Annotated in this window: 28 protein-coding genes and 1 pseudogene; 9 read left to right on the forward strand and 20 right to left on the reverse strand. The window is 61.6% G+C overall.

Annotation, left to right across the window (positions count from 1 at the left end):
- Window positions 1-186 carry a DUF3606 domain-containing protein gene (locus EOA32_RS04400; RefSeq protein WP_095779497.1) on the reverse strand — a complete coding sequence of 62 codons (186 nt, stop codon included), beginning with the start codon at window positions 184-186 and terminating at the stop codon, window positions 1-3.
- Window positions 187-1,145: 959 nt separating this feature from the next.
- Between EOA32_RS04400 and EOA32_RS04405 the strand changes: the two genes are divergently transcribed.
- A complete protein-coding gene (locus EOA32_RS04405; RefSeq protein ID WP_067320564.1) occupies window positions 1,146-1,373 on the forward strand; it encodes a hypothetical protein in 228 nt (75 codons plus the stop codon).
- Between the two features lie 332 nt (window positions 1,374-1,705).
- On the opposite strand, the gene EOA32_RS04410 is transcribed toward EOA32_RS04405, so the two are convergent.
- Both EOA32_RS04410 and EOA32_RS40510 read right to left on the reverse strand, forming a co-directional pair.
- Window positions 1,706-2,029: a hypothetical protein gene (locus tag EOA32_RS04410; RefSeq protein WP_082953717.1), complete on the reverse strand. Its 324-nt coding sequence runs from the start codon at window positions 2,027-2,029 to the stop codon at window positions 1,706-1,708.
- A 692-nt stretch (window positions 2,030-2,721) separates the two neighbouring features.
- Window positions 2,722-2,850: a hypothetical protein gene (locus EOA32_RS40510; protein ID WP_281013058.1), complete on the reverse strand. Its 129-nt coding sequence runs from the start codon at window positions 2,848-2,850 to the stop codon at window positions 2,722-2,724.
- Between the two features lie 586 nt (window positions 2,851-3,436).
- Here EOA32_RS40510 and EOA32_RS04415 point away from each other — a divergent pair.
- Entirely contained in the window at window positions 3,437-3,646 is a 210-nt protein-coding gene (locus EOA32_RS04415; RefSeq protein ID WP_066994857.1) for a hypothetical protein, read from the forward strand.
- A 1,160-nt stretch (window positions 3,647-4,806) separates the two neighbouring features.
- On the opposite strand, the gene EOA32_RS04420 is transcribed toward EOA32_RS04415, so the two are convergent.
- The 3 genes from EOA32_RS04420 to EOA32_RS04425 form a co-directional block, all read right to left on the reverse strand.
- A complete protein-coding gene (locus EOA32_RS04420; protein WP_095779495.1) occupies window positions 4,807-5,019 on the reverse strand; it encodes a hypothetical protein in 213 nt (70 codons plus the stop codon).
- A 225-nt stretch (window positions 5,020-5,244) separates the two neighbouring features.
- A complete protein-coding gene (locus EOA32_RS38385; RefSeq protein ID WP_156752636.1) occupies window positions 5,245-5,409 on the reverse strand; it encodes a hypothetical protein in 165 nt (54 codons plus the stop codon).
- A gap of 14 nt (window positions 5,410-5,423) precedes the next feature.
- Window positions 5,424-5,864, reverse strand: a complete 441-nt coding sequence (locus tag EOA32_RS04425) for a hypothetical protein (protein ID WP_245418711.1) — start codon at window positions 5,862-5,864, stop codon at window positions 5,424-5,426.
- Between the two features lie 177 nt (window positions 5,865-6,041).
- Here EOA32_RS04425 and EOA32_RS04430 point away from each other — a divergent pair, with 177 nt between their 5' ends.
- Both EOA32_RS04430 and EOA32_RS04435 read left to right on the forward strand, forming a co-directional pair.
- Window positions 6,042-6,335 carry a hypothetical protein gene (locus tag EOA32_RS04430; protein ID WP_066994860.1) on the forward strand — a complete coding sequence of 98 codons (294 nt, stop codon included), beginning with the start codon at window positions 6,042-6,044 and terminating at the stop codon, window positions 6,333-6,335.
- Between the two features lie 663 nt (window positions 6,336-6,998).
- Window positions 6,999-7,913 (forward strand): YihY/virulence factor BrkB family protein, encoded by a 915-nt coding sequence (locus EOA32_RS04435; RefSeq protein ID WP_066994863.1) that lies wholly within the window; start codon window positions 6,999-7,001, stop codon window positions 7,911-7,913.
- Window positions 7,914-8,112: 199 nt separating this feature from the next.
- Here EOA32_RS04435 and EOA32_RS04440 read toward each other — a convergent pair whose 3' ends face one another.
- Window positions 8,113-8,550, reverse strand: a complete 438-nt coding sequence (locus EOA32_RS04440; RefSeq protein WP_095779493.1) for a CBS domain-containing protein — start codon at window positions 8,548-8,550, stop codon at window positions 8,113-8,115.
- Between the two features lie 314 nt (window positions 8,551-8,864).
- Between EOA32_RS04440 and EOA32_RS04445 the strand changes: the two genes are divergently transcribed.
- The 5 genes from EOA32_RS04445 (at window position 8,865) to EOA32_RS04470 (ending at window position 14,850) form a co-directional block, all read left to right on the forward strand.
- Window positions 8,865-9,965 (forward strand): chemotaxis protein CheB, encoded by a 1,101-nt coding sequence (locus EOA32_RS04445; RefSeq protein ID WP_082980458.1) that lies wholly within the window; start codon window positions 8,865-8,867, stop codon window positions 9,963-9,965.
- A complete protein-coding gene (locus EOA32_RS04450; protein ID WP_128370979.1) occupies window positions 9,919-10,674 on the forward strand; it encodes a chemotaxis protein CheB in 756 nt (251 codons plus the stop codon). Before EOA32_RS04445 ends, EOA32_RS04450 begins: the two co-directional genes overlap by 47 nt.
- The gene (locus EOA32_RS04455) at window positions 10,587-13,511 is read left to right on the forward strand and encodes a CheR family methyltransferase (RefSeq protein WP_128370980.1); all 2,925 of its coding nucleotides are present in this window, start codon (window positions 10,587-10,589) and stop codon (window positions 13,509-13,511) included. Before EOA32_RS04450 ends, EOA32_RS04455 begins: the two co-directional genes overlap by 88 nt.
- Entirely contained in the window at window positions 13,508-13,912 is a 405-nt protein-coding gene (locus tag EOA32_RS04460) for a response regulator (protein WP_066991949.1), read from the forward strand. Before EOA32_RS04455 ends, EOA32_RS04460 begins: the two co-directional genes overlap by 4 nt.
- Window positions 13,913-14,265: 353 nt before the next feature.
- The gene (locus EOA32_RS04470) at window positions 14,266-14,850 is read left to right on the forward strand and encodes a sigma-70 family RNA polymerase sigma factor (RefSeq protein WP_348626979.1); all 585 of its coding nucleotides are present in this window, start codon (window positions 14,266-14,268) and stop codon (window positions 14,848-14,850) included.
- Window positions 14,851-14,859: 9 nt separating this feature from the next.
- Here the strand turns inward: EOA32_RS04470 and EOA32_RS38390 are convergent, their stop codons facing one another.
- The 13 genes and pseudogenes from EOA32_RS38390 to EOA32_RS04530 all read right to left on the reverse strand — a co-directional run.
- Window positions 14,860-15,036, reverse strand: coding sequence for a hypothetical protein (locus EOA32_RS38390; protein ID WP_082980368.1), 177 nt, complete (start codon window positions 15,034-15,036; stop codon window positions 14,860-14,862).
- Between the two features lie 183 nt (window positions 15,037-15,219).
- On the reverse strand, window positions 15,220-15,438 hold the full coding sequence (locus tag EOA32_RS04475) for a hypothetical protein (RefSeq protein WP_066992288.1): 219 nt from the start codon (window positions 15,436-15,438) through the stop codon (window positions 15,220-15,222).
- A 64-nt stretch (window positions 15,439-15,502) separates the two neighbouring features.
- Window positions 15,503-16,411 carry a class I SAM-dependent methyltransferase gene (locus EOA32_RS04480; protein ID WP_128370981.1) on the reverse strand — a complete coding sequence of 303 codons (909 nt, stop codon included), beginning with the start codon at window positions 16,409-16,411 and terminating at the stop codon, window positions 15,503-15,505.
- Complete coding sequence (locus tag EOA32_RS04485; RefSeq protein WP_128370982.1) at window positions 16,408-17,400, reverse strand: GNAT family N-acetyltransferase; 993 nt, start codon at window positions 17,398-17,400, stop codon at window positions 16,408-16,410. The genes EOA32_RS04480 and EOA32_RS04485 overlap by 4 nt, the downstream gene beginning before the upstream one ends.
- Window positions 17,397-18,461, reverse strand: coding sequence for a glycosyltransferase (locus EOA32_RS04490; protein WP_128370983.1), 1,065 nt, complete (start codon window positions 18,459-18,461; stop codon window positions 17,397-17,399). Before EOA32_RS04490 ends, EOA32_RS04485 begins: the two co-directional genes overlap by 4 nt.
- A gap of 22 nt (window positions 18,462-18,483) precedes the next feature.
- A complete protein-coding gene (locus tag EOA32_RS04495; RefSeq protein ID WP_128370984.1) occupies window positions 18,484-19,416 on the reverse strand; it encodes a beta-xylosidase in 933 nt (310 codons plus the stop codon).
- Window positions 19,409-20,170: a TIGR04290 family methyltransferase gene (locus EOA32_RS04500; protein ID WP_066991958.1), complete on the reverse strand. Its 762-nt coding sequence runs from the start codon at window positions 20,168-20,170 to the stop codon at window positions 19,409-19,411. The genes EOA32_RS04495 and EOA32_RS04500 overlap by 8 nt, the downstream gene beginning before the upstream one ends.
- A gap of 2 nt (window positions 20,171-20,172) precedes the next feature.
- Window positions 20,173-20,976, reverse strand: coding sequence for a sugar phosphate nucleotidyltransferase (locus EOA32_RS04505; protein ID WP_067320592.1), 804 nt, complete (start codon window positions 20,974-20,976; stop codon window positions 20,173-20,175).
- Window positions 20,976-22,076: a glycosyltransferase gene (locus EOA32_RS04510; RefSeq protein WP_128370985.1), complete on the reverse strand. Its 1,101-nt coding sequence runs from the start codon at window positions 22,074-22,076 to the stop codon at window positions 20,976-20,978. Before EOA32_RS04510 ends, EOA32_RS04505 begins: the two co-directional genes overlap by 1 nt.
- A 13-nt stretch (window positions 22,077-22,089) precedes the next feature.
- A complete protein-coding gene (locus EOA32_RS04515) occupies window positions 22,090-22,683 on the reverse strand; it encodes a histidine phosphatase family protein (protein ID WP_128370986.1) in 594 nt (197 codons plus the stop codon).
- Complete coding sequence (locus EOA32_RS04520) at window positions 22,680-23,783, reverse strand: inositol-3-phosphate synthase (protein ID WP_067320599.1); 1,104 nt, start codon at window positions 23,781-23,783, stop codon at window positions 22,680-22,682. The genes EOA32_RS04515 and EOA32_RS04520 overlap by 4 nt, the downstream gene beginning before the upstream one ends.
- Window positions 23,784-23,974: 191 nt before the next feature.
- On the reverse strand, window positions 23,975-24,133 hold the full coding sequence (locus EOA32_RS04525; protein WP_066991972.1) for a DUF3309 domain-containing protein: 159 nt from the start codon (window positions 24,131-24,133) through the stop codon (window positions 23,975-23,977).
- A 452-nt stretch (window positions 24,134-24,585) separates the two neighbouring features.
- A pseudogene (locus EOA32_RS04530) lies at window positions 24,586-25,542 on the reverse strand (UDP-glucuronic acid decarboxylase family protein); the annotation flags it as partial.
- Window positions 25,543-25,561 lie beyond the last annotated feature (19 nt).

Here is a 25,561-nt window from a genome sequence, read left to right on the forward strand (position 1 = left end):
TCATCCGCGAAGCCTTTCGGCCTCGCGTTCCAAGGTCTTCCGGTCGTTGCCGTGCTGTTTGATGAGATCGCGAACCTGTTGCGCCGTCAGCCCGACCTTGTTGGCGAAATGCCGGACTTCGTAGTCATCGTCCGCTGATACCCGGTTGCGGTCACTACCACCACGCTTGCTCTTGTCGTCTGCCATCGCTTGTTCCTCCGGCAGGGAATAACAGCGGCCGCGCAGGAATGTTCCAGGCGTGGCAAGCGGCAATTTTAGGCGGGACTAACAAAAGTTATCGAAAACGGACTGCTCGCTCGTGCAGGATTAACGTCACTCCGCCCGCCACGGCGGAGGATGGGAGGACCGGCCTCAACAAAGCCGAAGGCCGGGTTACTTGGCCCGTTGCGCGGATCCCTTGGGCGCTGCGACGGGCCAAGGTCGCTTTCCTCCAGCGGCGCCTTTCTCGCCAAGCCAGTAGTGTACCATTAACATTTGTTACTGCGGACCTGCTAGTGAACTGCGTAGATGACTGGGCGGGCGTTGCCCTGGGCTTTGGAGTTGGGTTCGGTTTGCGGCGACAGTGTCACCGACTTGAGAAGCGAACCGATAGCTAGGCCCGTTGTCTAACCTTGGCGGGTCACGGCAACGGGTCTAGCGTTCCTCCGCTTGGGAATGGATTTCCGGCCGAAGATGAATGTGCCGTCTCTGACGGCGTTCACACTGCCCCCGATACGAGCCCGAAACACCTTCGCGGCATGAGGAGACAGCCCGCCAGCGCTCACAAGGAACTTTAGCGGCATCTAAAAGTTCTCCTCGGGCAATCCCGCACTCCTTGGGTCGAACGATGGCCGAGCTGGCATCAACTTTCGCATATTCATCAGGGCTGACCGGCGATGATATGCTAAGCGCAGTCGTGTCGTTACTGGCCGGCCTGCTGCTCTAGAATGTCATGCGCGAACCAAGCCGATAGGGCTCCTGCCGAGACGAAATTCACAGACCGCGCAGTGACGCCGGCAGAAGTTCGGTGGGCGGCCGTTGCTCGGTAGCGCAGCATGGAGGCAATCGGCTATTTGCCCGGGACCTCAGTCCGATCCAATTGACTCGTAGCTGACTTTTTTTGGGTGTATCCTTTCCCCGTTGTGGCGTATCGGGTGAGGTAAACGATGCGTGGAAGCAATCGCAATGCTGTCCCGCCCAAAAGTGCGGGATGCGGTATAGTTGAACCTGCAGAGGTCAACATTCTGGCCAAGGCGGTGAGTGACTACTGCTCCAGTCACAAAATCGAACGCAAGGACGAGCGCGAAAACGTCGCGGTCAAAGTCATGAGCCTTTTTGGACGCGGTGTAACTGACGCTGACCAGCTGTTGGAAGAACTCGAGAAGGTTCGCTAAAGCGAGCCTGGTGCCCTCGGCTGGAACAAGTCCACTAAAGCCGAAGTTCGCGTAGACGGGTTCTGAGCAAAATGAGCGCGTTCGGAAGAGCTTGTGTGAAATGATCCTCAGGCGATGCAGCACTGGGAGAGCGCTCTAGCCGAGAGACGCAACAGATGCCCGTCATTCCAGGAATGGCGGGCATCTATTTCACTGCTGCCGACGAAGAAGGTGACGCATTTCCTCGCCGGTCCTACCAAATGATGCATCGGGCAAGTTGTTTCTAGCATAACGACCAATGCGCCGGCCTGTCTAACCTCAGTAGAGCGGGAAGAGGTCGTTCCTCGACGGCACTAGTTGGGATCGCCGGACCTCGAGCCCCCATGGGCTCCGCCGCCATAGCTGTCCCCCCGCGACCTTCCGTTGCCGGATCTAAGAAACTTTGGCTTGGGACCGACGTGACCGTGGTTCTTGTCACCCCATCCATTGCCCGGACGTGTTCCTCCCGATTTGGCAATCGCCTTGGAGTTCAAGCTTGTGCCGAGCAGCAATGTAATGGCCGGAGGCGTCACCGCAGCAAAGCGTCCAGCCTGCTTGAGAAAATCGCGGCGCGCGTTGGCCTCTGAAACAAGCTTTTCGGAATTCTTTTCAATAAGCCTTTTGCTCTCATTCGGCATTTTAGCACTCCTTTCCTGCAAGATACTTTAATTGCTGTCTGCAAAGAAAGTAGTTCTCCAAAAGGCGTACACCGCGCCGGTGTCCGGAGCGGCCCGGCTCTCTGGCCGACAAAGGCCAGAATTGAGCCGGGCCTGACCGGCGGGGGCTCGGAATCGCAACACGGCGCCGGCTGACCAATGAGCATATACCCCTGATTGTATAGCCGGAACGCATTCATAAGGATAAAGCCGAGCCGGATGAGTGCAGCCAATATTATGGCTTCAAGCTGGCGCTAATATTCGAGCAGGCTGATGGAACCCGAACGGTGCGGTCGGGTTGGTAACATGCGACCGCACTCGTTTTCTCCCATTCAGGGTGCGGCCGCTCTACTCCGTAAGCAACAGAAGCCCGTCGCGCTTGCGCCATTGCGCGACGGGCTTTCTGGTCCACTGCACTTGTAGGTCGATACCCTTCATGTGCGAAGCAGCACCGCGAAGGCGGCTTGACGGCTGAAAACCCAAACAGGTACCCGCCACCCGGGGGAGTGTATGGCGGGTACCTGACCTCTCTCCGCCGACGACTGAAGGATTCCGCCGGCTCTACCAAATGTCGGAACGGGCTTAATGTTTCATGCTGGGACCAATGCGTTTGGATGTCCGACTTCCGTCCGGAGCGACAATGCTTTCAAATCATTGGTTCAGAGCAACCCGCACTAGACCTGGGAAGTGCTCGGACTGGTCGATGTTTTCATCAGCGCAATTCGATAGGCGCGTTTGTTCGCCACGCCATCCCAGATGAAGAACGCGGCAAGGGCGGCGACGATCAGCAGGATCGGTCGCATGGCTGGAACTCCCTCAAAGCTCCTCGTACGCGCGTGGCCTGATTATCCGCCTGTTCAGCTCTGTCTACAAGCAGTTGCTAATGTATTTGAGAACTCGCCGGGCTCGCCGCCCCATAGCCCAGCCCCAAGCCCGACGAGTGCCGACCCGGGAGGGTACCGGCATCATCCTATTTGCAAGGCTGATGCCAGCATATTCCGTTCTGAAATGAAACAGGGGTGTGTCAGCGTGCGCAGGCTTGAACGATGGCAAAGCCTATGCCGATGACAACCGGTACGGAAACACTCCTCCTGCCCGAGACAAACGGATCACCAAGAAAATGTTCCGCCATCGCGGAACACCTCGCATTCGAAGAAGTTTGGGGCGCGGCGGCGCAATTCCCTCCCGATCTGTGCACAGCCGCCGGGCGGAGCCTCCCATTCTCCGCAGGCCCGCTCCCTGGCTCCCATCAGGGGCGGGCCGTTCTTTTAGATCTCGCGCTAAGGGAACGCTCACGGGAGTTCCATATTGAATCAAGTCGAGTATCCCATTGGGGTTCGCATGCGCAAGCCTGCCGGCAGAGCCAGGCACGAATAGGAGTTCACCGCCATGGCGATCCGCCAAAGAGCACTGGAAGCGGAAATTTTCGATCCGGAAGAGCTGGAATTTCTGGCCCGCGTCTTCGACCGGTTGAAATATGATGGCCAAACTACGGAGCAGCGTGAGGCGCTGGCCTCTCGCATCATCGCCAACTTCATGGCGGGTATTGTGGACGAGAATGAACTGGTTTCGCTATCCAGGCTACCTTTAGGGAGGTAACGATCTGAACGGACTGGACTGCCTGCCGCTCGCCTCTTGTGAATGTTCGTCATTGTTGCCGCTGGGCTACAGCCCTTTGGGGGCGACTGTATTAGGAAACGCTTGTGCGGGGTTCCCGGAATCGGGCGGACCATCTGGGAAAGGGGCGCACAGTTTTGAGGGAAGATGGCCCGTCGGCTTTGGTCGGCGGGCTTTTCTTTTCTATGGCCTTGACTGTATGGCCTTGTCGTCGATCAGCGCCGCTTTCCTCGTGCTTCGGCCCTTTCGTCGCTACTTCCGGACCTACATCTTTTTTAAATGACGGTCGGGTGCTGCCTCAGCCAGATCGGCGAGCCAACTTCAGCAAGGGGGATTCGCCATGAAGCGCACTTATGAAAAGCCCGTCCTAGTCAAGCGTGACCGCCTGTCCGCCGTTACGGCCGTGATCGTCGTCTCGCTCGTGAACGGCGCAGCGTCCCGATAAGGACGATGCCCGTCACTCCAGGCAGGAAATGGCGGGCATCTATCTAGCTGCTACCGACCAGGAAGGTGACGCACTTCCTCACCGGCTCTCTCAAACGATGCAGCGAGGCTTAAGTTTCAGCATGGGGACCAAAGCGTCAGCCTCTCGGACTTCTGTCGCATCGGCGGAAGGGAACATTCTGCCAATCGTCCCGGTTGGGTCGCGCGGCGTGTGTCTCCGGCCGAGGTTCACCGCGCCGCGCGGAGGCGTAGCCCGTTCGACCCCAGGCGGCCGGGCTCTCTTGTCTGTCTTGGAACAATTCTGTGCCGCTGCAGTTCGCCTTCCGGGCGCAGCTCCCGGCAAACAGGGACGGTCGAGCGCGCCTTGGTCGGGTTGACCCCGACGCAAAGAGCCCGCTCGCGGAGGAGGTGCGGCGGGCTCTTCTGCGGATCCGGCTAATTCAGCCTGGCCGGCGGCTCGCCGGGATAGCAGTAGTGATTACTATCCGCAGGCCGACCGGGGTATAATCTCCAATGGCCTTTCGGATAGCGGTTGTCCTGGCGCTTCTCGCCGCCTTTGCCTACGGATTCGCAAAACTCGTAGAGCGGTATGCTGATGCCGGCGATGATCCCGCATCACCCTGCGGAAAGGTGCCAAGCGTCGATTGCCCGGACCCGAATGCGCCGCCTCCCTTTCCCAGGCCCGACCGGACGGAGCCTCAAAGGCAGTCCGGTGCGTCAAGCCTGAAGGCATATTTATAAATTGCGCGGTTTCCTTCATCGGTCACCCGCACCCAGAAATGTTCATCCCGTCTCGCCAGGACGTCTTTGCCGGTAACTTTCTGAGCAGCCTCCCAAGGGGCACGGGCATTGGCAACGTGATAAGCCACCACCTGGTCGCCAGCCATCTCTTCAACTCGGTATGTCTTCATCATCGCTCCAAACAGCGACCCGAACTTGGAGCGACGAGGGTTGTTCCGGGTCTTCCATTTCGCTGGCCATAGCGAGGGCGATTGCAGGGCAGCCTTGGGCGCCTAGAGGACGGGGCAGGTGGCCCGGTAGCCTTGGGTGGCTATGGGGTGGCCACCGGGCCTTGGCCGGCAGGGGCTTAGGGAACACGATGCCGGCAAACGAGTATATGCGCATCTACTAATAAATCAAAATTCAGCCAAAAGGCCGAACTTGCCTTCAATTGCCAACATGACGGCTGGACACTCCAAGCGCCGATCGATGCGGGCATGTGTGCCACGGCCGGCAGCCTCAACTGCCGTCGTCAGAAAGCTCGATTGCCGGCGGTCCGCGACCGCTTCGGGCCAGAACATCAATCTGGCCCCAATCAGCCCGGTTTGGAGAGCCGGTTGAAATTTGTTCGGACGCGGCGGCCGGCAGGTTTGAGTGCTGCGACCATGGACTCCTTCAGCGCACCGCCGCTTAGAAAAGACGGGCTCCGGCCGGATAGAACTTCAGGCCAAGACCTTAAAGCCGATCGTAAGATAACCAATTGCGCGGCGGCCATGCCTTCGGCGAAGGCGAGCGCCTTCTCGTTGACCGCAAGCATTGCCTCGATCCCTTTCGGGGCGCGGCTGCTTGCATCCAAAGCAATCAGCGGAAGGCGCATGGCGACGACAGCGGGTGCCAACATCAAGTCTCCACAAAGCGAGAATGCATTTTGGGTGTGGCGCTTCTTGCGAGTTGACATTGTGCCCCCATCTGGACCCGGCTGTTCAGCCAATACGCACCAATCCGGGGTTTGTTCCTGGAGGACGGCGGCCTTCATGAGCTCGTTAAACCGGTTGTCGGCCACCAGCCTGCAACAGCGTCCCGCCCAGCAAGGGCCTTGGCGTTTTTCATCATCGTTCGTATAATCACAATCATCGCCGGCAGCTGGCAAAGGAAGCCGGCCTGAGAGAACAGCTACCGCGCTCCCGTCTGCAGCAAAGGCCGGAGACCTGCCATGTCCGACGATCCCATATACGAACGGCCGCTCCAATCCGAGCATGACAGGAACGTGATTGCTCAAACCAGAGCATCGATTGACCGTTCAAGAAAATTACTACTCGCCACGAAGCTGCCCGGGGCCAAGCGCGGCACCGTTTCCATCAAGAAAGCCGGCGACGAATGGCACGTTTTGATAGAAGAGACGGGACTGCGTGACCGCGTTCGGTCCTTTGATGTGGAGGCCCATGCGCTCAGCTACGCCGAAGAGCAGAAGGCGCGGCTACGGCTCAACGAAGTGAGGCGCATCTAGGCTGCGTCCACCCCTTTGTGCCGTTTCCAGCAACCTCGACAGGTGCAAGTCGTGGAAGGACTGTAAGCTTTCGAGGACTTCTAGAAATTCTTGCGCTTTGTCGGCCGACAACCCGAGGCGCTCCAGTTCGGCAATACGACCCCGCTGCTCGGCGATGTGTCGCTGGCCTTGTCGAACGTGCTGTCGTGCCATTTGAATGTCATCTGCAAGGGCCATTGCCGATAACGGTCTGGCGGGCGAGGCGTTCCGGCTATTTTTCCTGCCGTCCTCTGGACGTGACTTCGCCACCTTTATGGCACCGGGCGGCTCAGGGCGTTAGATTCGCCAACCTTGGCCGGACTTGCGCTATTAATTCTGGTCCGCAAGGAAGGGACCATGCTCGCCGGCCCTATCAAATGATGCAGCAAAGCGTAGGTTTAGAGGTGTCAGCCTCTCCGACTTCTGTCCGAGTGTGGAACATCGCAATCAAGCAGCGTGACGTCCCGCCGAGACATCGAACAGATCGGAACCTCCCGCCCGCGGCGTCATTGATCTCTGCGGGCCGCGTCAGCCGGACCTGGTGGCAAAGAGAACAGGGTGGTTTTTCCGGCTTCACATCCTGGCCAACGAAAAGGCAGTCGAGCTCTTGTCCCACCCGGCCCGCTTCAGTTCGGTGTCGAGCGCATGGCGGAAGACAGGAAATCGAAGACCGGCTGGCTTCAGGAAGCCTGGCTTCTGCTGAAGGAAAGCGTCAGCGGTTATATGGATGACAACGCGCTGAGCCATGGGGCGGCGATTGCCTTCTATGCCACCACCTCGCTTGCGCCGATCCTTCTCATCGTCGTGGCGGTCGCAGGTCTCGTCGTCGGCAAGGACGCCGCCCAACTCGCGCTATCGGCCCAGATATCGGGGGTGATGGGTCCGCAGAGCGCCGACCTCTTGAAGGCGACGATCGAGACCGCTTCGCGTCCCTGGTCCGGCGCGCTTGCCACCATTATCGGGCTGGTGACGCTCCTGATCACAGCTTCCGGCGTCTTTGGCGAGATGCAGCAGTCGCTGAACGAGATCTGGAAGGTCGAGCCAAGGGCCATGTCGCTCTCGCGTTTGGTGCGGGCGAGGGCGGCGAGCCTTGGTCTCGTCGCCGCGCTCGGCTTCATGCTGCTCGTGTCGCTCGCGGCGAGCACGGCCATCTCGCTGTTGGCCGATGTCATCAACCAACACCTGCCGTTCGGCGAACTGATTGTGAGTTCGATCAATACGATCGTTTCGTTCGCGTTGATCGCGCTGCTCTTCGCGGCGATTTACAAGGTCCTGCCGGACCGCAGTCTCAAATGGCGCGATGTCGCTGTCGGTGCGCTGGTCACCGCGCTTCTCTTCACCATCGGCAAGTCGCTGATCGGCTGGTACATCGGCAGCAGTTCGATCGCAACTTCCTATGGCGCCGCCGGCGCGCTGATGGTGGTGCTGCTATGGGTCTACTACTCGGCTCAGATCTTTCTGTTCGGCGCCGAAATCACGCGCGCCTATTCGGTGAGCAGCGGTAGCCGGGCCGACCTCAGGCGGGTTATGAAGCCGGAGGTCGGAAAGACGGGGAGGTGAGCGTCAAACAATGGCCGGAGAACGCAACACTAGGCGCGACCCTCTGCCTAAAGAGATCAGGCTTTGGGCCAGACAGCGTTGGCTTAGGCTGACATCGCCAGCGGTCGGTCCGCAGGACGTGATCAGGTTGCGAAGCCGCAATGTGGCCGCCGCAACCCAGTCACGCCCGGCGGGCGTCAACCGACGATCGTCGTTGTCATCAATGGGCGGTCTGCGAATGAACACCGCCTGGCGCCGAAATGCCGCTCAAAGCCTCTCCAGCCTCCCGTGTCTCACCCTTTCTTGCGAGGTCTCCAAGGGAGATGATGCCAACGAGCCGTTTGTCTCGGTTCAGAACCGGGAGCCGGCGCACCTGCAAGTCTCCCATGTTAGCAAGAACATGATCGACGTCTTCGTCATCGAAGCAATATCTTACCTCTTGGCTCATGACATCGCGCACCTTGGTATCGGGACCTTTGCCCAGCGCTATACCGCGGATGACCATGTCCCGGTCGGTGATCATCCCCACCAGCCGGTCATTTTCACCGACAGGCACGACGCCGGCGTCGAGCTTGCCCATCATCAGCGCCACCTCGCGGATCGACTGTTCGGGATTCGCGACGGCAACGTCCTTTGTCATGCAACTGCCGACCTTCATGGCTCTCTTTGTTGCGGAGCCCACCGCCGAACCTGAACTGAGAAAACAAATGCTTGGCGCTATTGGTTCCTTCAAATCTCGCGCGGCGGAAGGGCATGGAAATGTTCCGCCGTGGGGCTCGAATGACAGCCGGACAGGCGGACCGGTCCTTGCGGAGGCCCGAGCGAAGCAGGCCGGCACCCCATTGCGCATGTTCGGCCGAGACCCGTTCGTGCTGTTGCCGATCCGGCGATCGTTGCGTGCGCCGCCCATGGAACAGAGTCCTGCCTTCGCCCATTGTGTTATGGGCCGGGGGGCGACCCGATAGGGGTGCCATGGCCGACTTTCGAAACCGAATCTCACCTGCCCGCGAGGCCGAGACGAGTTCGCGGCAAGGAGAGGCGCGCAATCGCTGCATCATCGTCATCGGCGCGTCGGCGGGCGGCGTCGAGCCGCTGAGGAAGATCGTGAGCGACCTTCCCGCCGATCTGCCGGCGGCCGTCTTCATCGTGCTTCATGTCGGCCAGATCAGCTATCTGCCCGAAATCCTCGATCGCGCGGGAGCGCTGAAGGCCTCTGTCGCCAAGAACGGCGCGTGCTTCAAGATGGGAAATATCTATGTCGCGCCGCCCGGCTTCCACCTGCTCCTCCACGGCGATCACATGATGCTGCGGCGTGGGCCGCGTGAGAACCTGGCCCGGCCGTCGATCGACCCGTTGTTCCGCTCGGCAGCGCTGACCTTCGGCGCAAGCGTCATCGGCGTGCTGCTGTCGGGCTCGCTTTCCGACGGCACCGCCGGCTTGCGGGCGATCAAGGCGGTCGGCGGTCTCGCGGTGATCCAGCACCCGAAAGACGCGCTGGTGCCGTCCATGGTGGAAAGCGCGCAGCTTTATGTCGAAATCGATCATTGCGAACCCGCCGCCAGACTGGGCGGCCTGCTGACGAAGCTGGCGGCCGAGCCGGCGGGCGAAACCTTACCGGCGCCGTCAGGCGTGCGGTTGGAAGCGGCCATCGCCGCGCAGGAGCATTCCACCATGAAAGAACCAGATCGACTTGGCGAACTGTCGGTGTTTACATGCCCGGAATGCCATGGGCCGCTGTGGGAGATCGAAGACGGTGACATGCTGCGCTATCGGTGCCATACCGGGCATGCTTTCACCGCCGACGCGGTGATGGAGGCGCAGGCCAGCGAGGCGGATGAGATTCTGTGGAGCCTGCTGCGGTCGCATCAGCAGCGGGCAGAGTTTGCCAGGCGCAGAGCAGAGCGGGAAAAGGCGCAGAATCGCTCCAAACTCGCCAGCGAGATTGGCCGGCGCGCGAAGGAATACGAAGCGGATGCAGCTGTGATCGAGCGCATCCTGGAAAGCAGGCGGGCACGGGTAGCAGACAATGGCGCAGGCGGCGACGAAGGCAACGGCAAGGAAAGCGAAGGCTAGCTCGCGCGGTGGCGCGAGGGAAGCCGCGCCATTCCCCATCATCGGCATCGGCGCCTCGGCGGGCGGCATCGCGGCGTTGCAGAAGTTCTTTCCGGAAGTGCCGGCCGACAGCGGCTTTGCCTTTGTAGTGATCCAGCATCTGGACGCCGAGCATGAAAGCGTTCTGGCCAAGATCATCCAGCGCTCCACCGCGATTGAAACGCAAACCGCGGCCGAGGGCCTGGAGATCGAGCCCGACCACATCTACGTAACGCCGCCCGGTGTCTCGGTAACCACTGAGGGGCAGCATTTTCATGTGGCCAAGATGGCCGCCATGCGCTCCAAACGGACGCCGATCGATGATTTCTTCACGTCCCTGGCACAGGATCAAGGGGAGGATGCGGCCGGCATCATTCTTTCCGGAACGGGCAGCGACGGCACCATCGGTCTGAGGGCGATCAAGGAGCACGGCGGGCTGACGCTTGCGCAGGCAGGCGCCGAATATGACGGCATGATGCGCAGCGCCGTGCAGAGCGGCATGATCGACATGGTGCTTCCGGCGGAAGAAATGGCGACGAAGCTGGTTGGTTATTTCAGCCACGCCACCCGCGACGAAAGTGAGCGCGACCGACGCAAGCGCGAGTGGCCGAGCAGCTTTCGCGCATCGCGGCGCTGCTTCGCGTGCGCACGGGCCATGATTTCAGCGGCTACAAGGACAACACCATCCTGAGGCGCATCCAGCGGCGCATGCAGGTGCTCCAGATCGACGATCCCACCGTGTTCTACGAGAGGTTGCGCGACGAGCCGCAGCAGGTCGATCTCCTGTTCCAGGACCTGCTCATCGGGGTGACCAGCTTCTTCCGGGACCCGCAGGCTTTCAATGCGCTCGAACGCTTCGTCGTCCCCAAGCTCTTCGAGAACCGAAAGCCCGACGAGACGATCAGGGTGTGGGTGCCTGGCTGTGCCACCGGAGAGGAAGCCTATTCGATCGCTATGCTTCTGAAGGAGAACGCGCCGCGCGGCGCCGCTTCTCCCAACCTGCAGATCTTCGCCACCGACATCGACGAGCGCGCGCTGGAAGTGGCGCGCGCCGGGCGCTACCCGGCAACGATGGCGAGCGACGTGGCGCCGAAGCGGCTAAAGGAGTTCTTCTCACGCGAGGACGGCACCTACCGCGTTTCCGCCGATTTGCGAGAGGCTTGCCTGTTTTCGGCGCACAATCTGTTACGCGATCCGCCGTTTTCCAAGCTCGACCTGGTCGCGTGCCGCAATCTCTTGATCTATATGGGGCCGGAACTGCAGGAAAAGATCATCCCGATCTTCCATTACGCGCTGCGCAGCAACGGCTATCTCTTTCTCGGATCTTCTGAGAACGTCACGCGCCATGCGCGCCTGTTCTCGACCGTCGACAAGGCGAGCCGTATCTTCCAGAAGCGCAGCGGGGTCGCTGCGCAACGGCTGCCGGAATTCCCGCTTGCCGCCGCGGCCAGACAGGCTGCGCCGGCCGTGCGGCAACGGACGACGACAGGAACTGTGCAGGAAGTCGCTGAGCGTTTTCTCGTCGAGCGCTATGCGCCGGCCTATGTGGTCATCAACGCGGCGGGCGAACTGATGCACAGTTCCGGAGGCACGGGCAAATACCTCGAGCTCGCGGCCGGTGCTCCCGACCACAACGTTTTTTCCATGGCGCGGCGCGGGCTGCGCATGGATCTAAGGGCTGCGCTTCACAAAGCCGTCAGCACCGGCCAGGTGGCGGTTCAGAACAAGATCAACGTCGGTACCAATGGCGGCCGCCAGACGATCAGCCTCGCCGTGCAGCCGCTGCCGGCCGAGGGCGGGACGGACCCACTCTACATGCTGGTCTTCCGGGATATCGGCGGCATCAAGGCGGATACCGAGGACGAGCCCGTCCACACGACCGACGATGTCGAAAGCGCCAATGTCAGTCAGCTCGAAAAGGAGCTGCGTGAGACCAAGGAGCGGCTCCAGATCACGACGGAGGAGCTCGAATCCTCCAACGAGGAGTTGAAGTCCTCCAACGAGGAACTGTCTTCCATCAACGAGGAGCTGCAGTCCTCGAACGAGGAACTGGAAACCTCGAAGGAAGAACTGCAATCGATCAACGAGGAACTGCAGACCGTCAATGCCGAGCTCAACATCCGCGTCGACGAGCTCAGCCGCGCCAACAACGACATGTCCAACCTGCTCGAAAGCACGCAGATCGCGACCGTGTTCCTCGACCGCGATCTTTGCGTCAAGAACTTCACGCCGACGGCGCGGGACCTGTTCAGGCTGGTCGAAAGCGATGTCGGCCGGCCGCTCGCGCATGTGCGGCCGCGCTTTGCCGCGGACCGGCTGCAGGCAGACATGGAGCAGGTGCTGCAGCGGCTGGGGACGATAGAAAGGCAGGTGGAAGTCATTGAAAGCGCGAAGCGCTACATCATGCGCGTGATGCCCTACCGCACCGTAGACAATGTCATCGCCGGCGTCGTCGTCACCTTCGTCGACATTACCCAGATCGCGCAGGCGGAGGAAAAGATCGGCGCGCTGTCGCACGACCTGCGCAACCGCCTCGAAAGCCTGGAGACTGTTCTGGATCTTGTGCCTGTCGGCATCTTGATCGCCGAAGACGACGACGGCGATGCCATCCGCGCCAATCGCCGCGCGGCCGAGCTCGCCGGCCGGCGCGCCGCGGACGGCAAGCTCAGCACTGTGCCGGCGGTCCTGCCGCTGATGGTGAACGGCTCCGTGGTGGAAACGCACGAGCAGCCGCTGCAGAAGGCGATGCGAACGGGCAAGCCCGTCCCCGGCTACGAAGCCCGAATCGCGCAGGGGGACGGCTCAAGCATCGACGTGATGATGTCGGCCAATCCGCTGTTTGACGAGTCCGGCAGGGTTCGGGGCGCTATTGCGGCCCTGGTCGATGTCTCGAACCATAAGGAGGCCGAGCGCGCTCAGGAGAGGCTGCTGCACGAGCTGCAGCATCGTGTGAAGAACATCCTAGCCACGATCACCGCACTGACCTCGCGCATGATCCGCTCGTCAAGCTCAATGGGGGAATTCGCGACATCATTCCATGAGCGACTGCACGCGATGGCGCGCACGCATGAGGTCCTGTCTTCCCACAATTGGGGCGACGCCGACCTCGAGGAACTGCTGAGGGCGACGTTTTCCCCCTACAGCAGCACGGGACGCCAGAACCTAGTCGTTCACGGCCGGCCGTTCCACCTCGATGCGGCAACGGCGGCGACACTCGGCATGGTGTTCTTCGAGCTTGCCAGCAACGCCGCCAAATATGGGGCGCTTTCCGCCGAGACCGGACGCGTCGAGGTCTCCTGGAACGTGGTGAAGCCGGGCATGCTTTCGATCAGCTGGAAGGAACTCGGCGGTCCGGCCGTGGAAGAGCCATCCCGCAGAAATTTTGGAACCACTTTCATCCAGCAGAGTTTGGAGTACGAGCTGAGGGGGAGTGTCGAATTGAACTTCCGGCCCACCGGCCTGGAGTGCCTGCTTGAAATCCCCCTTGCCCGAACCGAAGCCTTCGAGCCGCTGCCCGGCTACGCATGAACAAGAGCGCTCCATTATCGGGCCTGCGAATCCTCGTCGTCGAGGACGCTTTCCTGGTTGCGCTCGACCTCTCCGACGAATTGACCGATGCAGGCTGCCATGTCGTGGGGCCCGCGCCTTCGGTCCAACAGGCGCTCGAGCAGATCGATGGCGTCGAGCTGGATGGCGCGGTGCTCGACGTTAACCTGCAGGGCGAACGCAGCTTTCCGCTGGCCGAGCACCTCGCCGCGCGAGACGTGCCGTTCCTCTTCCTCACCGGCTATGACAGCGCGACCGTCTTTCCGGATCGGTTCCGGGATTCGCCGAGGCTGTCTAAGCCCGTGGAGACCAAAGTGCTGATCGAGGCGGTCGCTCGATTGGCGCGCGCAGGCACCGAGGCCGCGCGGCGCTCTCGCCTGTAGCAATCGGGCTCCTGCAAGCGTTTCGCAACATCCGATGCAGGCACTGGTCTGGGCTGGAATCGTGCAGGGCTTTTCCACTCCTCCGCTGCTGTTGACCCTTGATGACGAGCGATCGCAGGGTCACGGGCGACCAGGTCAATAGCCCGAGCACGAACATCCTCGGAGCATCACTACCGTGGTGATCTTTGCGGCCGCCGGGGGATTGGTGGCGAGTTGGTTCCTCTAGCTCGAACCGCGACGCCGCCATTGGTTGGCCCAGGTTCAAGCAAGTTCGCTTACAACAGGAACGATCATCATCGTCACGCATTCTCCCTAATCAATGCCCATCAACTCTCTCTGCTGGGGTGAGAACCGTGTTACCCAAAGGCCATGCCGTGCCTGACTGCGTACCGGGCGAGGTCGCTGTCGTCGACCTCATTCCTGCCTTGCGTGCTTTTGCGCGCACTTTTTGCCGCTTGCCCGATGATGCCGACGATTTGGTGCAGGAGACCCTGACCAAGGGGCTTGCGAACTTGGACAAGTTCGAGCCGGGGACGCGATTGAAGTCCTGGCTTTTCACCATCATGCGCAATACGCATTACACGCGGGTCAAGGCGGCAGCTAGGGAGGCGCCCGGTTTGCTTGACTGCGCCTCCAGCCGGCCGATTTCGGAAGCCTCGCAGGACTGGTCCGTTCGGACCAAGGAAGTCTACCGCGCTATGCAGAAGCTTCCGATACATCAGCGCGAGGTGCTGACGCTGATCGGAGTGCTGGGCGTCAGCTATGAAGAAACCGCGGAGATATGCGATTGCGCGGTCGGTACCGTTAAAAGCCGTCTCAACCGCGCGCGTGCAAGCGTCTTGGAATTCCTTGATGAAAGCTCATCGCAAGCGCTGGTCGAAAGACACGACCATGTTGCGGAAGATCACTGGGACAGAAGCGCTGACAGGCATCGATGAGGCTTGCCGTCAGTTCTCCTTTTTGCACCGGCGCTTCTCGATCAGCGCATTCTGCAACTCGATCGCGAGCTTGGTCAGCCGATCAGGAACTTTTTCCTGCTCAATGGCGGTCAACAACGACGCGATCTCTTGGTCTATGCCCAGGCTTGCCTGGCTTACGGGATCGCGCTGGCTCGGACGAGACATGGCATTCTCTTAGCAAATGTGGCCCCTTCGAGATTCACTTGAGACCATACACGGCCGGAGTTTGCAAGGCGCTTACAGCCGCCGATCAGCTTCAGCCCCGCAGCAGATCGTGGCGGAGCGAAAACCCTTTGCCTGAACTGATCCGTTGCGAGTCGGCAAAGTCTTGCGATAGTCCCCGCAAGATCAGTCTTCCGGAATCCGGTTTGCCGCGTGGTCTTGATACTGATCGGACTTGATCCGATTGCTGTCGAGGCCGCGTTCTTTTGTATGCTGCTTCTTATCCCGGTTCGACAGGACGTCATTTTCGCCAATCATGTCTTTCGGAACCGTCGTCTTCGCTCCGGTCCCGGCACCTTTGCCCTGACTGCCGCGTCCCATGTGTTTCTTACCGCCGGACGCCATCTTCTTCTCCTGGGTGTTCCAGATTCTGCCCAAGTGGTCTGGGAGCCGAACTTCGGTCCGTCGGTTATGTTCCGCCGGTACGACGAATAAGAAAGGCGGTGCCGTCCCATCGACGGAAAGGCATCTCGCCATCGATGAGGACGTCCATGGCGCATATTCGGGCGAGATGGCAGATGTCGGAGGAATCGACGGCGGGCGACATCCGGTATGAATAATTCAGGATTGCCGCCATCCCTCCCGGCCGCAACACGCGCGCCACTTCGATAAAGTGCCGCTCGGCGACGCCGGCAAGTACCAGGTAAGGGAAGCTGTCGACCGCCAGCACGCCATCAAAACCCGCATCGACGAATTCGCCAAGATCGAGGCCGGAGGTCCGGCGGAATTCAACATTGCCAAGACCGGCGCAGCGTCGGCGCGCGACGGCAATCATCCTGGGGGAGATATCGATGCCGACGATATGCTTCGCTCTGGCGTGGAGCGCGCATTCGAAGCGGCCGATGCCGGAGCCGATATCGAGTATTGTCTTGTCCGCGCCGGTAAAATCCTGTCGCTCCAGCCAGGAGACGATTTCGGCCGTTGCAGCCGAAAGCTTTTCCTCATCGCCAAGCGACGAAAGTTGGACGCTGGCTGCCGGAGAGATGGCGACCGCCTCGTCAAAGCCCCCGGCCAGCCGGCGGATCGTCATCTCACCGGTTTCGCCGCGCAGACGGTCATGGCAAACCGAAGCTGCCGTTGACCTCAGACTATCGAAGGCATCTGCCTCGCCCGAAAGAAGCACGGCGATGTCCTCGAGCCAGCCCCTTTGCTTGACAGCGCTTGTACGCATGACCAATGCGACGTCCGCCAATTCTGGCGCGCGCATATCCGTCTCGACGGCCAATCTGGCGACCGCGACTTCGGCGGACAGGTCGGTCGCCATGCAATCCTCGAGGATATGCCTCGCGGTCGACCTCACTCGGTCTGCTGTGGTCATGGCGAGGCGCTCCGGGTCCAGACCCTTTGTATCGTCCATCGGTCCTCTGCTCCCCAGCTGTATTTGTAGCTCTCCCGGCCGCGTAGAAAATCGAACTCTCGCGCGCCGTCCTGAACGGCTTCGGCGATAGCCTTGCCGATCAGAATGGCGCCGGGGCTCTCCGATGCATAGGAGGGGTCGAAGCCGCCGAGATAGGCATAGGCGCGGTCGTGGTGATGAAAACCGTAATAGGCGCCGACGACGGCGCCGTCGATTTCCATCAGCCAGCACCGCGCCAAATGGCTCGCGGCGAGACGGGGCAAGGCATTGCGATGAAACTCGATCGCGCTTTGCGTCAGCACGCCGCCGCCCTGTCCGGCCCAGCGGGCGTCGTGCAGGCGGATCAGCTGACCGAGAAATATCTCCGGCGCGGCCTCCGCCCGGTTGATCGTCACCCGGCCTCTCCGTTGCGCGGCTCGCAGCGCGCGACGCAGCTGGCGTCTTCGCCGCGCGGGAACGCACCCTGCAAGCGTCCCGTCGCCAGCCATGGCAATCACGGGGCAGGCAGCATGGCTGGTAGATCGGCACTCGTCGATATCGGGCAGCAAAAGCTCCAGGGATGCGGCTTCAGTCGAAAGGTCCGGCAGGATCCATTGCGACCATTCGAGCGAAAGCACAGCCTCGGCAATCAAGGTACCGACGGCTTCTTCGAACTTGGGTGCGCAAAGAATATCGAGATAGTCGCTCAGCGATATTCCGATCGGAAGCAGGCGTAAACCGGAAGCGTGCCGTTCGAGGTAGAGTGGTGCCAGGCCGACGAGATCGTTTCCGTTCCACACGGCGATCGCCGAGAGATCGCCCGGCGCGAATGTCCGCCACCATGGCAGGAGCCAGGCGGGTGACTGGAAAGGCGTAGCAGAGCTGCATTGCGACCAGAGCGGCCACCAATGCTGCTCTAGACCGTCGAGCGCTTCTTGGTCGCGGATGACATCGGCACGCAGGCCGCTCACCCGGCGGCTCCCAACCGTGCTCGGGAATCGCCGAGCTTTGCCAATGCCCGATAGGCATCCATATAGGCCGAAACCATGCGATCGAGCGAAAACCGGTCTCGCGCCTCGGCCCGGCATGTTTCATTGTCGAGGTCGGCCGAAGCGTCGATGGCTATCGCCATCTCGTCGATATCATTGACCAGGAAGCCGGTCTTGCCGTGCTCAACGACATTGGGCAGGGCGCCATTCGGGAAGGCCACAACCGGCGTGCCGCAGGCGAGGGCTTCCATGGCAACGAGCGAGCTCGTTTCCGCGGCAAGGCTCGGAATGACCAGGCAGCGGGCGGCGTTGAGAAGCCGCCGCTTGGCGAAAAACCCGAGCGGTCCCAGGAAACGCCGCCGCCTGTCGAGGCGAGGCTCCACCTCGTCGGCGAAATACTGAACATGTGTCCGGTAGGGATATATCTGCCCTCCAATTGCAAGCGGCACTCCAGCGCGCTTCGCGGCGTCGATCGCCAGGTGGATGCCTTTTTCCGGGCATATTCGGCTTAACACGAGCGCGAAATTGCGATGCGACCGGGGGTCGGCAAGCGCATTGACGTCAACCCCGTTTGGGATGGGCGCGATCAGTCTCGATCCGGCCGGCGCGGTTTCTTGCTGCGCCTCCGAGACCGCATGCAGCCACAGGTCTTCACGGGCCGGGCTCAGCACTCCGGCCGGATACCAGGCAAGCGGCAGGTGCAGTGTCACGAGCGTGGGGCCGTCATCGGGAAGATAGGCATTGAAATCGATGCCATGCAGATGGACGACATCGATCGGCCAGCGCGCACGCGCGGCTGCGATCGCCGCGCGGTGCGCGTCCTGGGCGCGGCTCTTTGCCGTCTCGTCGAGCGCGCCTGTTTCGGCAGGCGTCTCGACCAGGGTCCCGGCCGCGCTGGAGCCCCGGCAGGCGACGACAATGGATTGATGACCTTGCCTGACCAGTGCGTGATCCAGCATGGACAGCACCTGCTCGGCGCCGCCGACCGCATCGAGGCCGACAGGCGCAAGCGGATAGGCGACGTTGAGCACGGTAAGCGTCATGGCTGATCGAGCCGAAGTGCCCTCATGCGGCCGAGACCCGCCGCATCGGCATCGCGGCGTCGCGCACGCCAGGCGCGTAGCGGCGCACCATCTTCGCGCAGAACTCGGCGAACTCTTCGGGCGCCTGTGGCGGGCTGGTGTGATGGGGCTGCAGGCCTCGGTGCTCGGGCGTGAAGCAGAAAGTGATGGTGACGTTGAAGTCTGCCAGGGCTTCCATCTGGCGATCGAACCAATCGAGGGCATTCGGTCTGAAACTGTCGGCCCAAGAGAGGCCGGTGCGCAGACTGGTGACGCCCAGCCGCTTCATCCAGGCAACGGCGTCGTCCAGTCGGTGGTCCTCGAAATGGAACCACTGGACGAGGCCCATTTCCGGAGTGTGCCGCACGAACTCTTCGAGCGCGGGCTTGGGCGAGCCATCCTCGCGCAGAAGACCCATGTAGAAATGACGGTAATAGGAGGAGCCTTCCACCTCGCGATGCCGTGTGGTCGCTCCCCAAGCATGCGGCAAATCATAAAGGCTATACCATTGGACGCGGGGCGCGTTGCCAAGCAGAAGCTCCGCCGTCCGCCGCAGGCCCCAGACCTGGACCTCCTCGGCGCCGAAGCTCGACACGCCGACTTCGCTGATCCAGATCGGCAGATCGGTGACTTCGGCGATCTCGCCGAGCTTTTGCGGCCATTCATGGATCTGCCAAAGGTTCCAGTCGAGCGGGAAGCCGTGCACGGCGACGGCGTCGACATGGTCGAGGACACCATATCCCCTGATCAGCGACATGAAGCCGGCATCGATCGGCGAAATGCCGCCAAGCACCCTGGTGATCGCCGGGTTTTCAAGCCCGATCGCGTCCGCCGCCAGGATAGTCATGCCGGCGAAGCGGCTCCAGTCCGAATCGAGCTCTGGGTCCCAATGCGACTTGTTGTTGGGCTCGTTCCAGATCATGGCGGCTTCAATCATCATTTCGTCCTTTCGACGGGTAGACCGCACCTTCACCCGCCGGCTCATCGGACGCGCGGCAGAAGTAGACCTCGTCTTCCGGGTGAAGCAGGATCTCGAAGCCGGCGCTGCGGAGCATCGCCTCGATGCAGCCGCGGTTCGGGATCCACCAGTTGGTCGGATCGTCGGCGTAGCGGTGCTCTATGAAGTGCAGCTTCGGGAATTCGGATTGATCGAACAGGTCGAGCGTCCAGAAATCGTAGTTCTGTTCGAGCGCGAGGATTTCGCTGCTCCCGCGTTGCATCGACTGGAAGACCATCAAGTCGCGCGCAACATGCTCGCGGATCAGGTCGAGCGCCAGCAACGGGTGGCGTAGATGGTAAAGCACGCCCATGAAGAGCACGATGTCGAAGGTCTCGCCGAGCGCGCCGACGTCGTAGACCGACAATTGCCGGAATTCGATGTCGCACTCGGCGATTTCGGCCGCGAAACGCGCTTGCGTCAGATAGTCCACGTCGAAATCGATGCCGAGCACGCGATCGGCGCCTCGCTTCTTCATTTCAATGGAATAGAACCCGGCGTTGCAGCCGATATCGAGCACCGACTTGCCCGAGAGATCGGCCGGGATCGCATCCGCGAATTTCTGCCATTTCACCAGAGGATAGTTGCCGAGGAAATGGTCGGGAGCGGTCTCCACGCCCGCCAGTTGCATGTTGTGGAACCACGGTCCAAGCGCATCGATGCGGCGGCGAATTTCCGCGTCGGAATGCAGCATGGTCAGCCTCCTTCGCCTGGCAAGGATGGCACGTGCGAGCGGCTCGGCGGCACGAATATCGCCGTGCCATCGTCTTCCGAGGCGTCGTTGTTTTCAAGCAGCCGGAGCGCCGTGCGGTAGCCGTTGAAGGTGCCGACATCGACATAAGCCGATCCCGCCTTGATGCCCCAGGCTTCACCGCCGGCAGCAAGGTAAGCATTGACCAGCGTTCCGAAATACTCGTCGCAGCCGTCCCGCTCGCGCCAAAGCGCCGCGAGCCGCTGAAAGATGCAGCCCGGCATCTTGAACGCGCCCCAGACCCAGTCGGTGGCTGCGTCCTGCTGCTTGACCTGAATCTGCTCGACGCGGCCGTCCTGATCGACAACCACGGCGTCGAAAAGCTCGGGACGGTCTACAGGAAACAGCAGGAATGACAGCCGGTCGTCCGGCAGATGGCAGAAGCCGTCCTCGGGGAACCAGATCGTGTCCGGCAGACCGATCAGGACGGTCTCTTGCGGCGCGACGAGAGGGGCGGCGCGGAAGATCGCGTCGCAAAGACCGACGGGAGAGGGCTGGGCCACGAAAATCGCGGCCGCGCTGTCATAGCCGGCCGCATAGTATTCGAGGATATCGGACTTACCCGAACCGATGATGAAGCAGATCCTGTCGACGCCGTTGCGCACCATTCGGCGCACCAGATACTCGCTGACCGCGCACGGACGCTCGGTTTGCCCGTCCATCCGGCTGCCAACCGGGAGCAGTTCCTTGGAAAAACCCAGCGGTTGAATGCGGCTGCCGCGCCCCGCCGCAGGCACGATACCCAACATCAGACTGTTTCCTTCATCGGTTCGCTTGCTGGCGCGGTGGCGGCTTCGACCAGAATCCGGTCCAGTTCCGCGGCGCGGCGTGCGGATGTGTGCTCGTCGAGGACGCGTTCGCGGGCTCGGCGGCGCAACGCCTCGAGCTCGCCGTCCGACAAACCGAGCGCGGCGACCACATCGTCGGTGGAATGTGCAAGCAGGATTTCGCAGCCGGGCTCGAAGAAGTCGTCCAGACCCGGCCAGTCGTCGGAAACGATGGCGGCGCCGCAGGCAGCCGCTTCGAACAGCCGGCCGGAGGGGCACCAGCCCTTGCGCGCCATGGCCTCGCGGGTGACATTCAGGGTGAGACGTGACGAGCAGAAGAAGGCCGGATGATCGGCAGGCGGCAAATGCCTGACGAAGAAGATGTTGTCGCTCCACGGAAACTCCTGCGGATATTGAGCGCCGCCAATGACGAAACGGCGATCCGGCAGCCGGACGGCGGGCGCGACGAGCAGCTTCTCGACGCCGGCCTGGCGATCCGAGGCATAAGTGCCGAGGTAGGACAGATCGCCAGCAAACTCGGGCCTGGGCTTTGCCGGCCGATGACGCTCCGGATCGACATGGCCGTAGAGCGGCACGACGCGGCGCGCCCCCAGCATGGACTTGAGCGCACCGAGCGCCTCGCCGCCGGTGTAGCTCAGCACCAAATCGAAATCGCGAAGGCCTTCCGGACCGAAATAGGGAGGCTGCTCGCCCTGCTCGATGCGCGCGAGCGTCACCGCGGTATCAAGATCGTAGAACACCTTGAGCCCACGGCAACTCTCCTGCGCGAGGCGTGAGGCTTCAACAGCATCCGGGCAGTAGGAGGTGACGATGACCGCGTCAGCCTGCCGGACCGCGATTGCCGCAGCCTGGGCAATATCATCCCATCCCGGATAGAGCACCACGTGGCCGCCATCGAGATGGGTGAGATCCCTTGCGCCGGCATAGTAGGGCGTGTCGCGCTCAAAGAAGCTGATCGACCAGCCGAGTGGCGCCAGCGCGCGTATCAGCCCGCGCCAAAGCGTGGCATGTCCGTTTCCCCAGGAAGAGGTGACCGTGAGGCCGAAGATCACCATGCGCATCGGGCAGCTCCAGTCAGGCGATTTCGTTCAGGCGAATGAGCTTAGAGCCCCAGTCGCCATGGACGACGGTGGTGATCGAGGCAGGTTCGATGTCGAAGCGAAAACAGTCGCCGAGCTGAAGGCCAAGCACCTTGCACACCGCAGCCTTGATGACGTCCGCGTGACTGATCAGCGCAACGCATCGGTTTGGGGCCTGTTCGCGCAGCACGTCCATGAGGTCGACGATCCGCTGCTGGGCGTCCTGCATGGTCTCGCCGCTCGGTGTTCGGGCGCTCTGTCGCTGGTCGTTCCACATCCGCCAGGCGGCGTCATCGGCCAGCTCTTCGAATGTCTTGCCGGACCATGCGCCGAAATCGATCTCGTCCAATTCCTGGCAGATTCCGATCTGCTCGATATTGCAGGCGACAGCGATCGGTTTCGCGGTTTCCAAGGTGCGCTTGCGCGGGCTGCTGAAAATGGCCGCCAGCGGTTCCCTCGCCAGACGGCGGGCCAGACGCAGCGTCTGTGCCTGGCCGGTTTGGCCAAGATCGATATCCTGGCGGCCTGCCAGATAGCGGCCGACATTGTCATACGCAGCATGCCGCACGAGGAAAATAGTCGTTGTCATTCCGCGGCGTCGAGCATCGGCTCGCCCCTACCGGCTATGAAGGCGAGCGTGCGCAGGCGGGCTTCGGCATCGGTGAACTGCTCCGGCGGAGACTTCATGAAATAACTGCAAGGGCCGGTGAGCGCCCCAGCGATACCGCGATCGAGCGCCAGCTTGGCGCAGCGCACCGCGTCGATTACCACTCCGGCGGAGTTGGGCGAATCCCAGACTTCCAGCTTGAGTTCGGCATTCAGCGGGACGCCGCCGAAGGTCGTGCCTTCGACCCGGATATAGGCCCATTTGCGGTCGGTGAGCCAAGGCACATGATCGCTGGGTCCGACATGGATGTTGCCGGGCTCGAGCGGTACATCGATCTGGCTGGTGACCGACTGCGTCTTGGAGATCTTTTTCGATTCCAGCCGCTCACGCTCCAGCATGTTGAGGAAGTCCGTGTTGCCGCCGAAGTTGAGCTGGTAGGTGCGGTCGATGCGCACCCCGCGCTCCCGAAACAGATTGGCGAGCAGCCGGTGAACGATGGTAGCGCCGACCTGGCTCTTGATGTCGTCTCCGATCAGGGGCAGGCCGCGCTCTTCGAAGCGGCGGCGCCATTCCGGCCGCGAAGCGATGAAGACCGGTATGCAGTTGACGAAAGCGCACCCGGCCGCCAACGCGCATTCGGCATAATAGCGGGTTGCCGCATCCGAGCCGACCGGCAGATAGGACACCAGCACCTCGGCCCCGCTTTCCCGAAGGCCTGCGGTCACGTCGGCGACCGGCTCATTCGCTTCCTCGATTTCATCGCGCAGATATTTGCCGATGCCGTCGAGTGTAGGTCCGCGTTGCACGCGCACGCCGATCGGCGCCACATCGGCAAAACGGAAGGTGTTGTTCGGGGCGTTGTAGATTGCTTCGGCCACATCGCGCCCGACCTTGCTCTTGGCGACGTCGAAGGCGCAGACGACCTCGATGTCTTCGACATGGTAGCCGCCGAGATCGGCATGCATCAGCCCGGGGATCGGCTCGTTGCTTTTTGCCTGACGATAATAGGTGAGGCCTTGCACTAGGGAGGATGCGCAATTGCCGACACCGACGATGCCGATGCGAACCTTTTTCGATGTCACGAAACCGCCGCCTCTGTTGTTGGAGGTAAGTTCCTCGCGCCGAACTGTGACCGGTCAGGAATGTTCCTTGAGAGGTGGAAAATTCGCCGATGCGGTCGACGTTCAAGACTCCCGTTGCCGGGTTGTCTCCGAACGGCCAGCGCAGGACGCGACGTTCGGAGTGCGGCTAATGGAATCTCGCCCGCTCGGCCTCAAATCCGGCCCATGAGCGCCATGATCACCAGGATGACAAGTATGACGCCGAGCACGCCCGAAGGCCCATAGCCCCAGCCCGACGAATACGGCCAGGCCGGGATCGCGCCGATCAGCAACAAGATCAGGATAATAATGAGGATTGTGCCGAGACTCATATCGGGTCCCCTTCATTGGCGAGGTGGACGTTCGGACCTCAGACTGCGGGGCTCATATGCTATTTGTTCGTCATTCGTCTGAGGCGCTGGGGGCTCAGTCCAGCCTGCGCAGCATGTCAGCTTCCCGCTCGAGGATGGTTGCGACTTCTTCGCGTTGAAGATGCGTCATCATCAGGCTGACGCAACATTCGAGGTAGGTGATGGAGGCTCGTCGCAGGAAGGCGGCGGTTTCCGCGGCCGCCATCTGCTCGATGTCCTTGGCTGATCGCTTCGACTGCACGACTGCGTTCTCCGTGCCGGTTATCGGGCCCAACCAGAATCTCGGTCGGATGTTCCGCTTCGGTGAAAAGAACGCCGGACGCATCGGGATCCTGCGGGCCGCCGGTTTCAAATCCGTCTGCTCCGGGCCTGTTGGTCGCGGCGGCGGGCGACACGGTCGCGCTGCCTTCGAGTTCGGCGAAGTAAACGACCGTTTGCAGCAGGCCCTGCCGGAGAGGTACCTTGGGGGCCCATCCGAGAAGCTCCTTCGCACGGGCTATATCGGGGCGTCGCCGGCGAGGATCGTCTTCCGGCAAAGGCAGGAATTTGACGGGCGACCTGGTGCCGGTCAGTTCCCTCACCAGGCTCGCCAGTTCGAGGACGGTGAATTCCCCGGGGTTGCCAAGATTGATCGGTTGGCGCGGATTGGGCTCGATGTCCATGAGCCGCAGCAGGCCTTCCACCAGGTCGGTGACGTAGCAGAAGGATCGCGTCTGCCGGCCATCGCCGAATATCGTCATCGGCCGCTTTTCAAGTGCCTGCATGACCAGATTCGAGACGATGCGACCGTCGGCGGGGTCCATCCTTGGGCCATAAGTGTTGAAGATACGGGCGACACGCACGTCGGCCCGATCGGCCCGAAGATAGTCGAAGCAAAGCGTCTCCGCGGTGCGCTTGCCTTCGTCGTAGCAGGCGCGCGGGCCGGTGCAGTTCACATGGCCGAGATAGTCCTCGCGCTGCGGATGCTGCTCGGGATCACCATACACTTCGCTGGTCGATGCCTGCAGGAACCGTGCACCGTCGCGAACGGCAAGCTCGAGCAGATTGAGCGACCCGACCACGCAAGTGCGCGTGGTGTGAACGGGATCGGCCTGGTAGCGGGGCGGTGACGCCGCGCATGCCAGATTGAAGACACGGTCGACCGGCTCACCCAGTTCCAGCGGGCTGCAGATATCCTGCTCGATCAACCGGAAGCGCGATTGGCCGATAAGCGGCGTAATGTTCTCCATTCGGCCGGTGAGAAAGTTGTCGATGCAGATCACGCGATAGCCGATGCCAAACAGGGCCTCGCATAGGTGCGAACCGAGGAAACCGGCACCGCCGGCGACAAGCGCCGTCCGTGTCTGTTGGGCCTTTCTTGAACGCCGCATCTGTGTGTTCTCCTGTCTG

Source organism: Mesorhizobium sp. M1A.F.Ca.ET.072.01.1.1 (genome assembly GCF_004023325.1).
Taxonomy (GTDB): domain Bacteria; phylum Pseudomonadota; class Alphaproteobacteria; order Rhizobiales; family Rhizobiaceae; genus Mesorhizobium.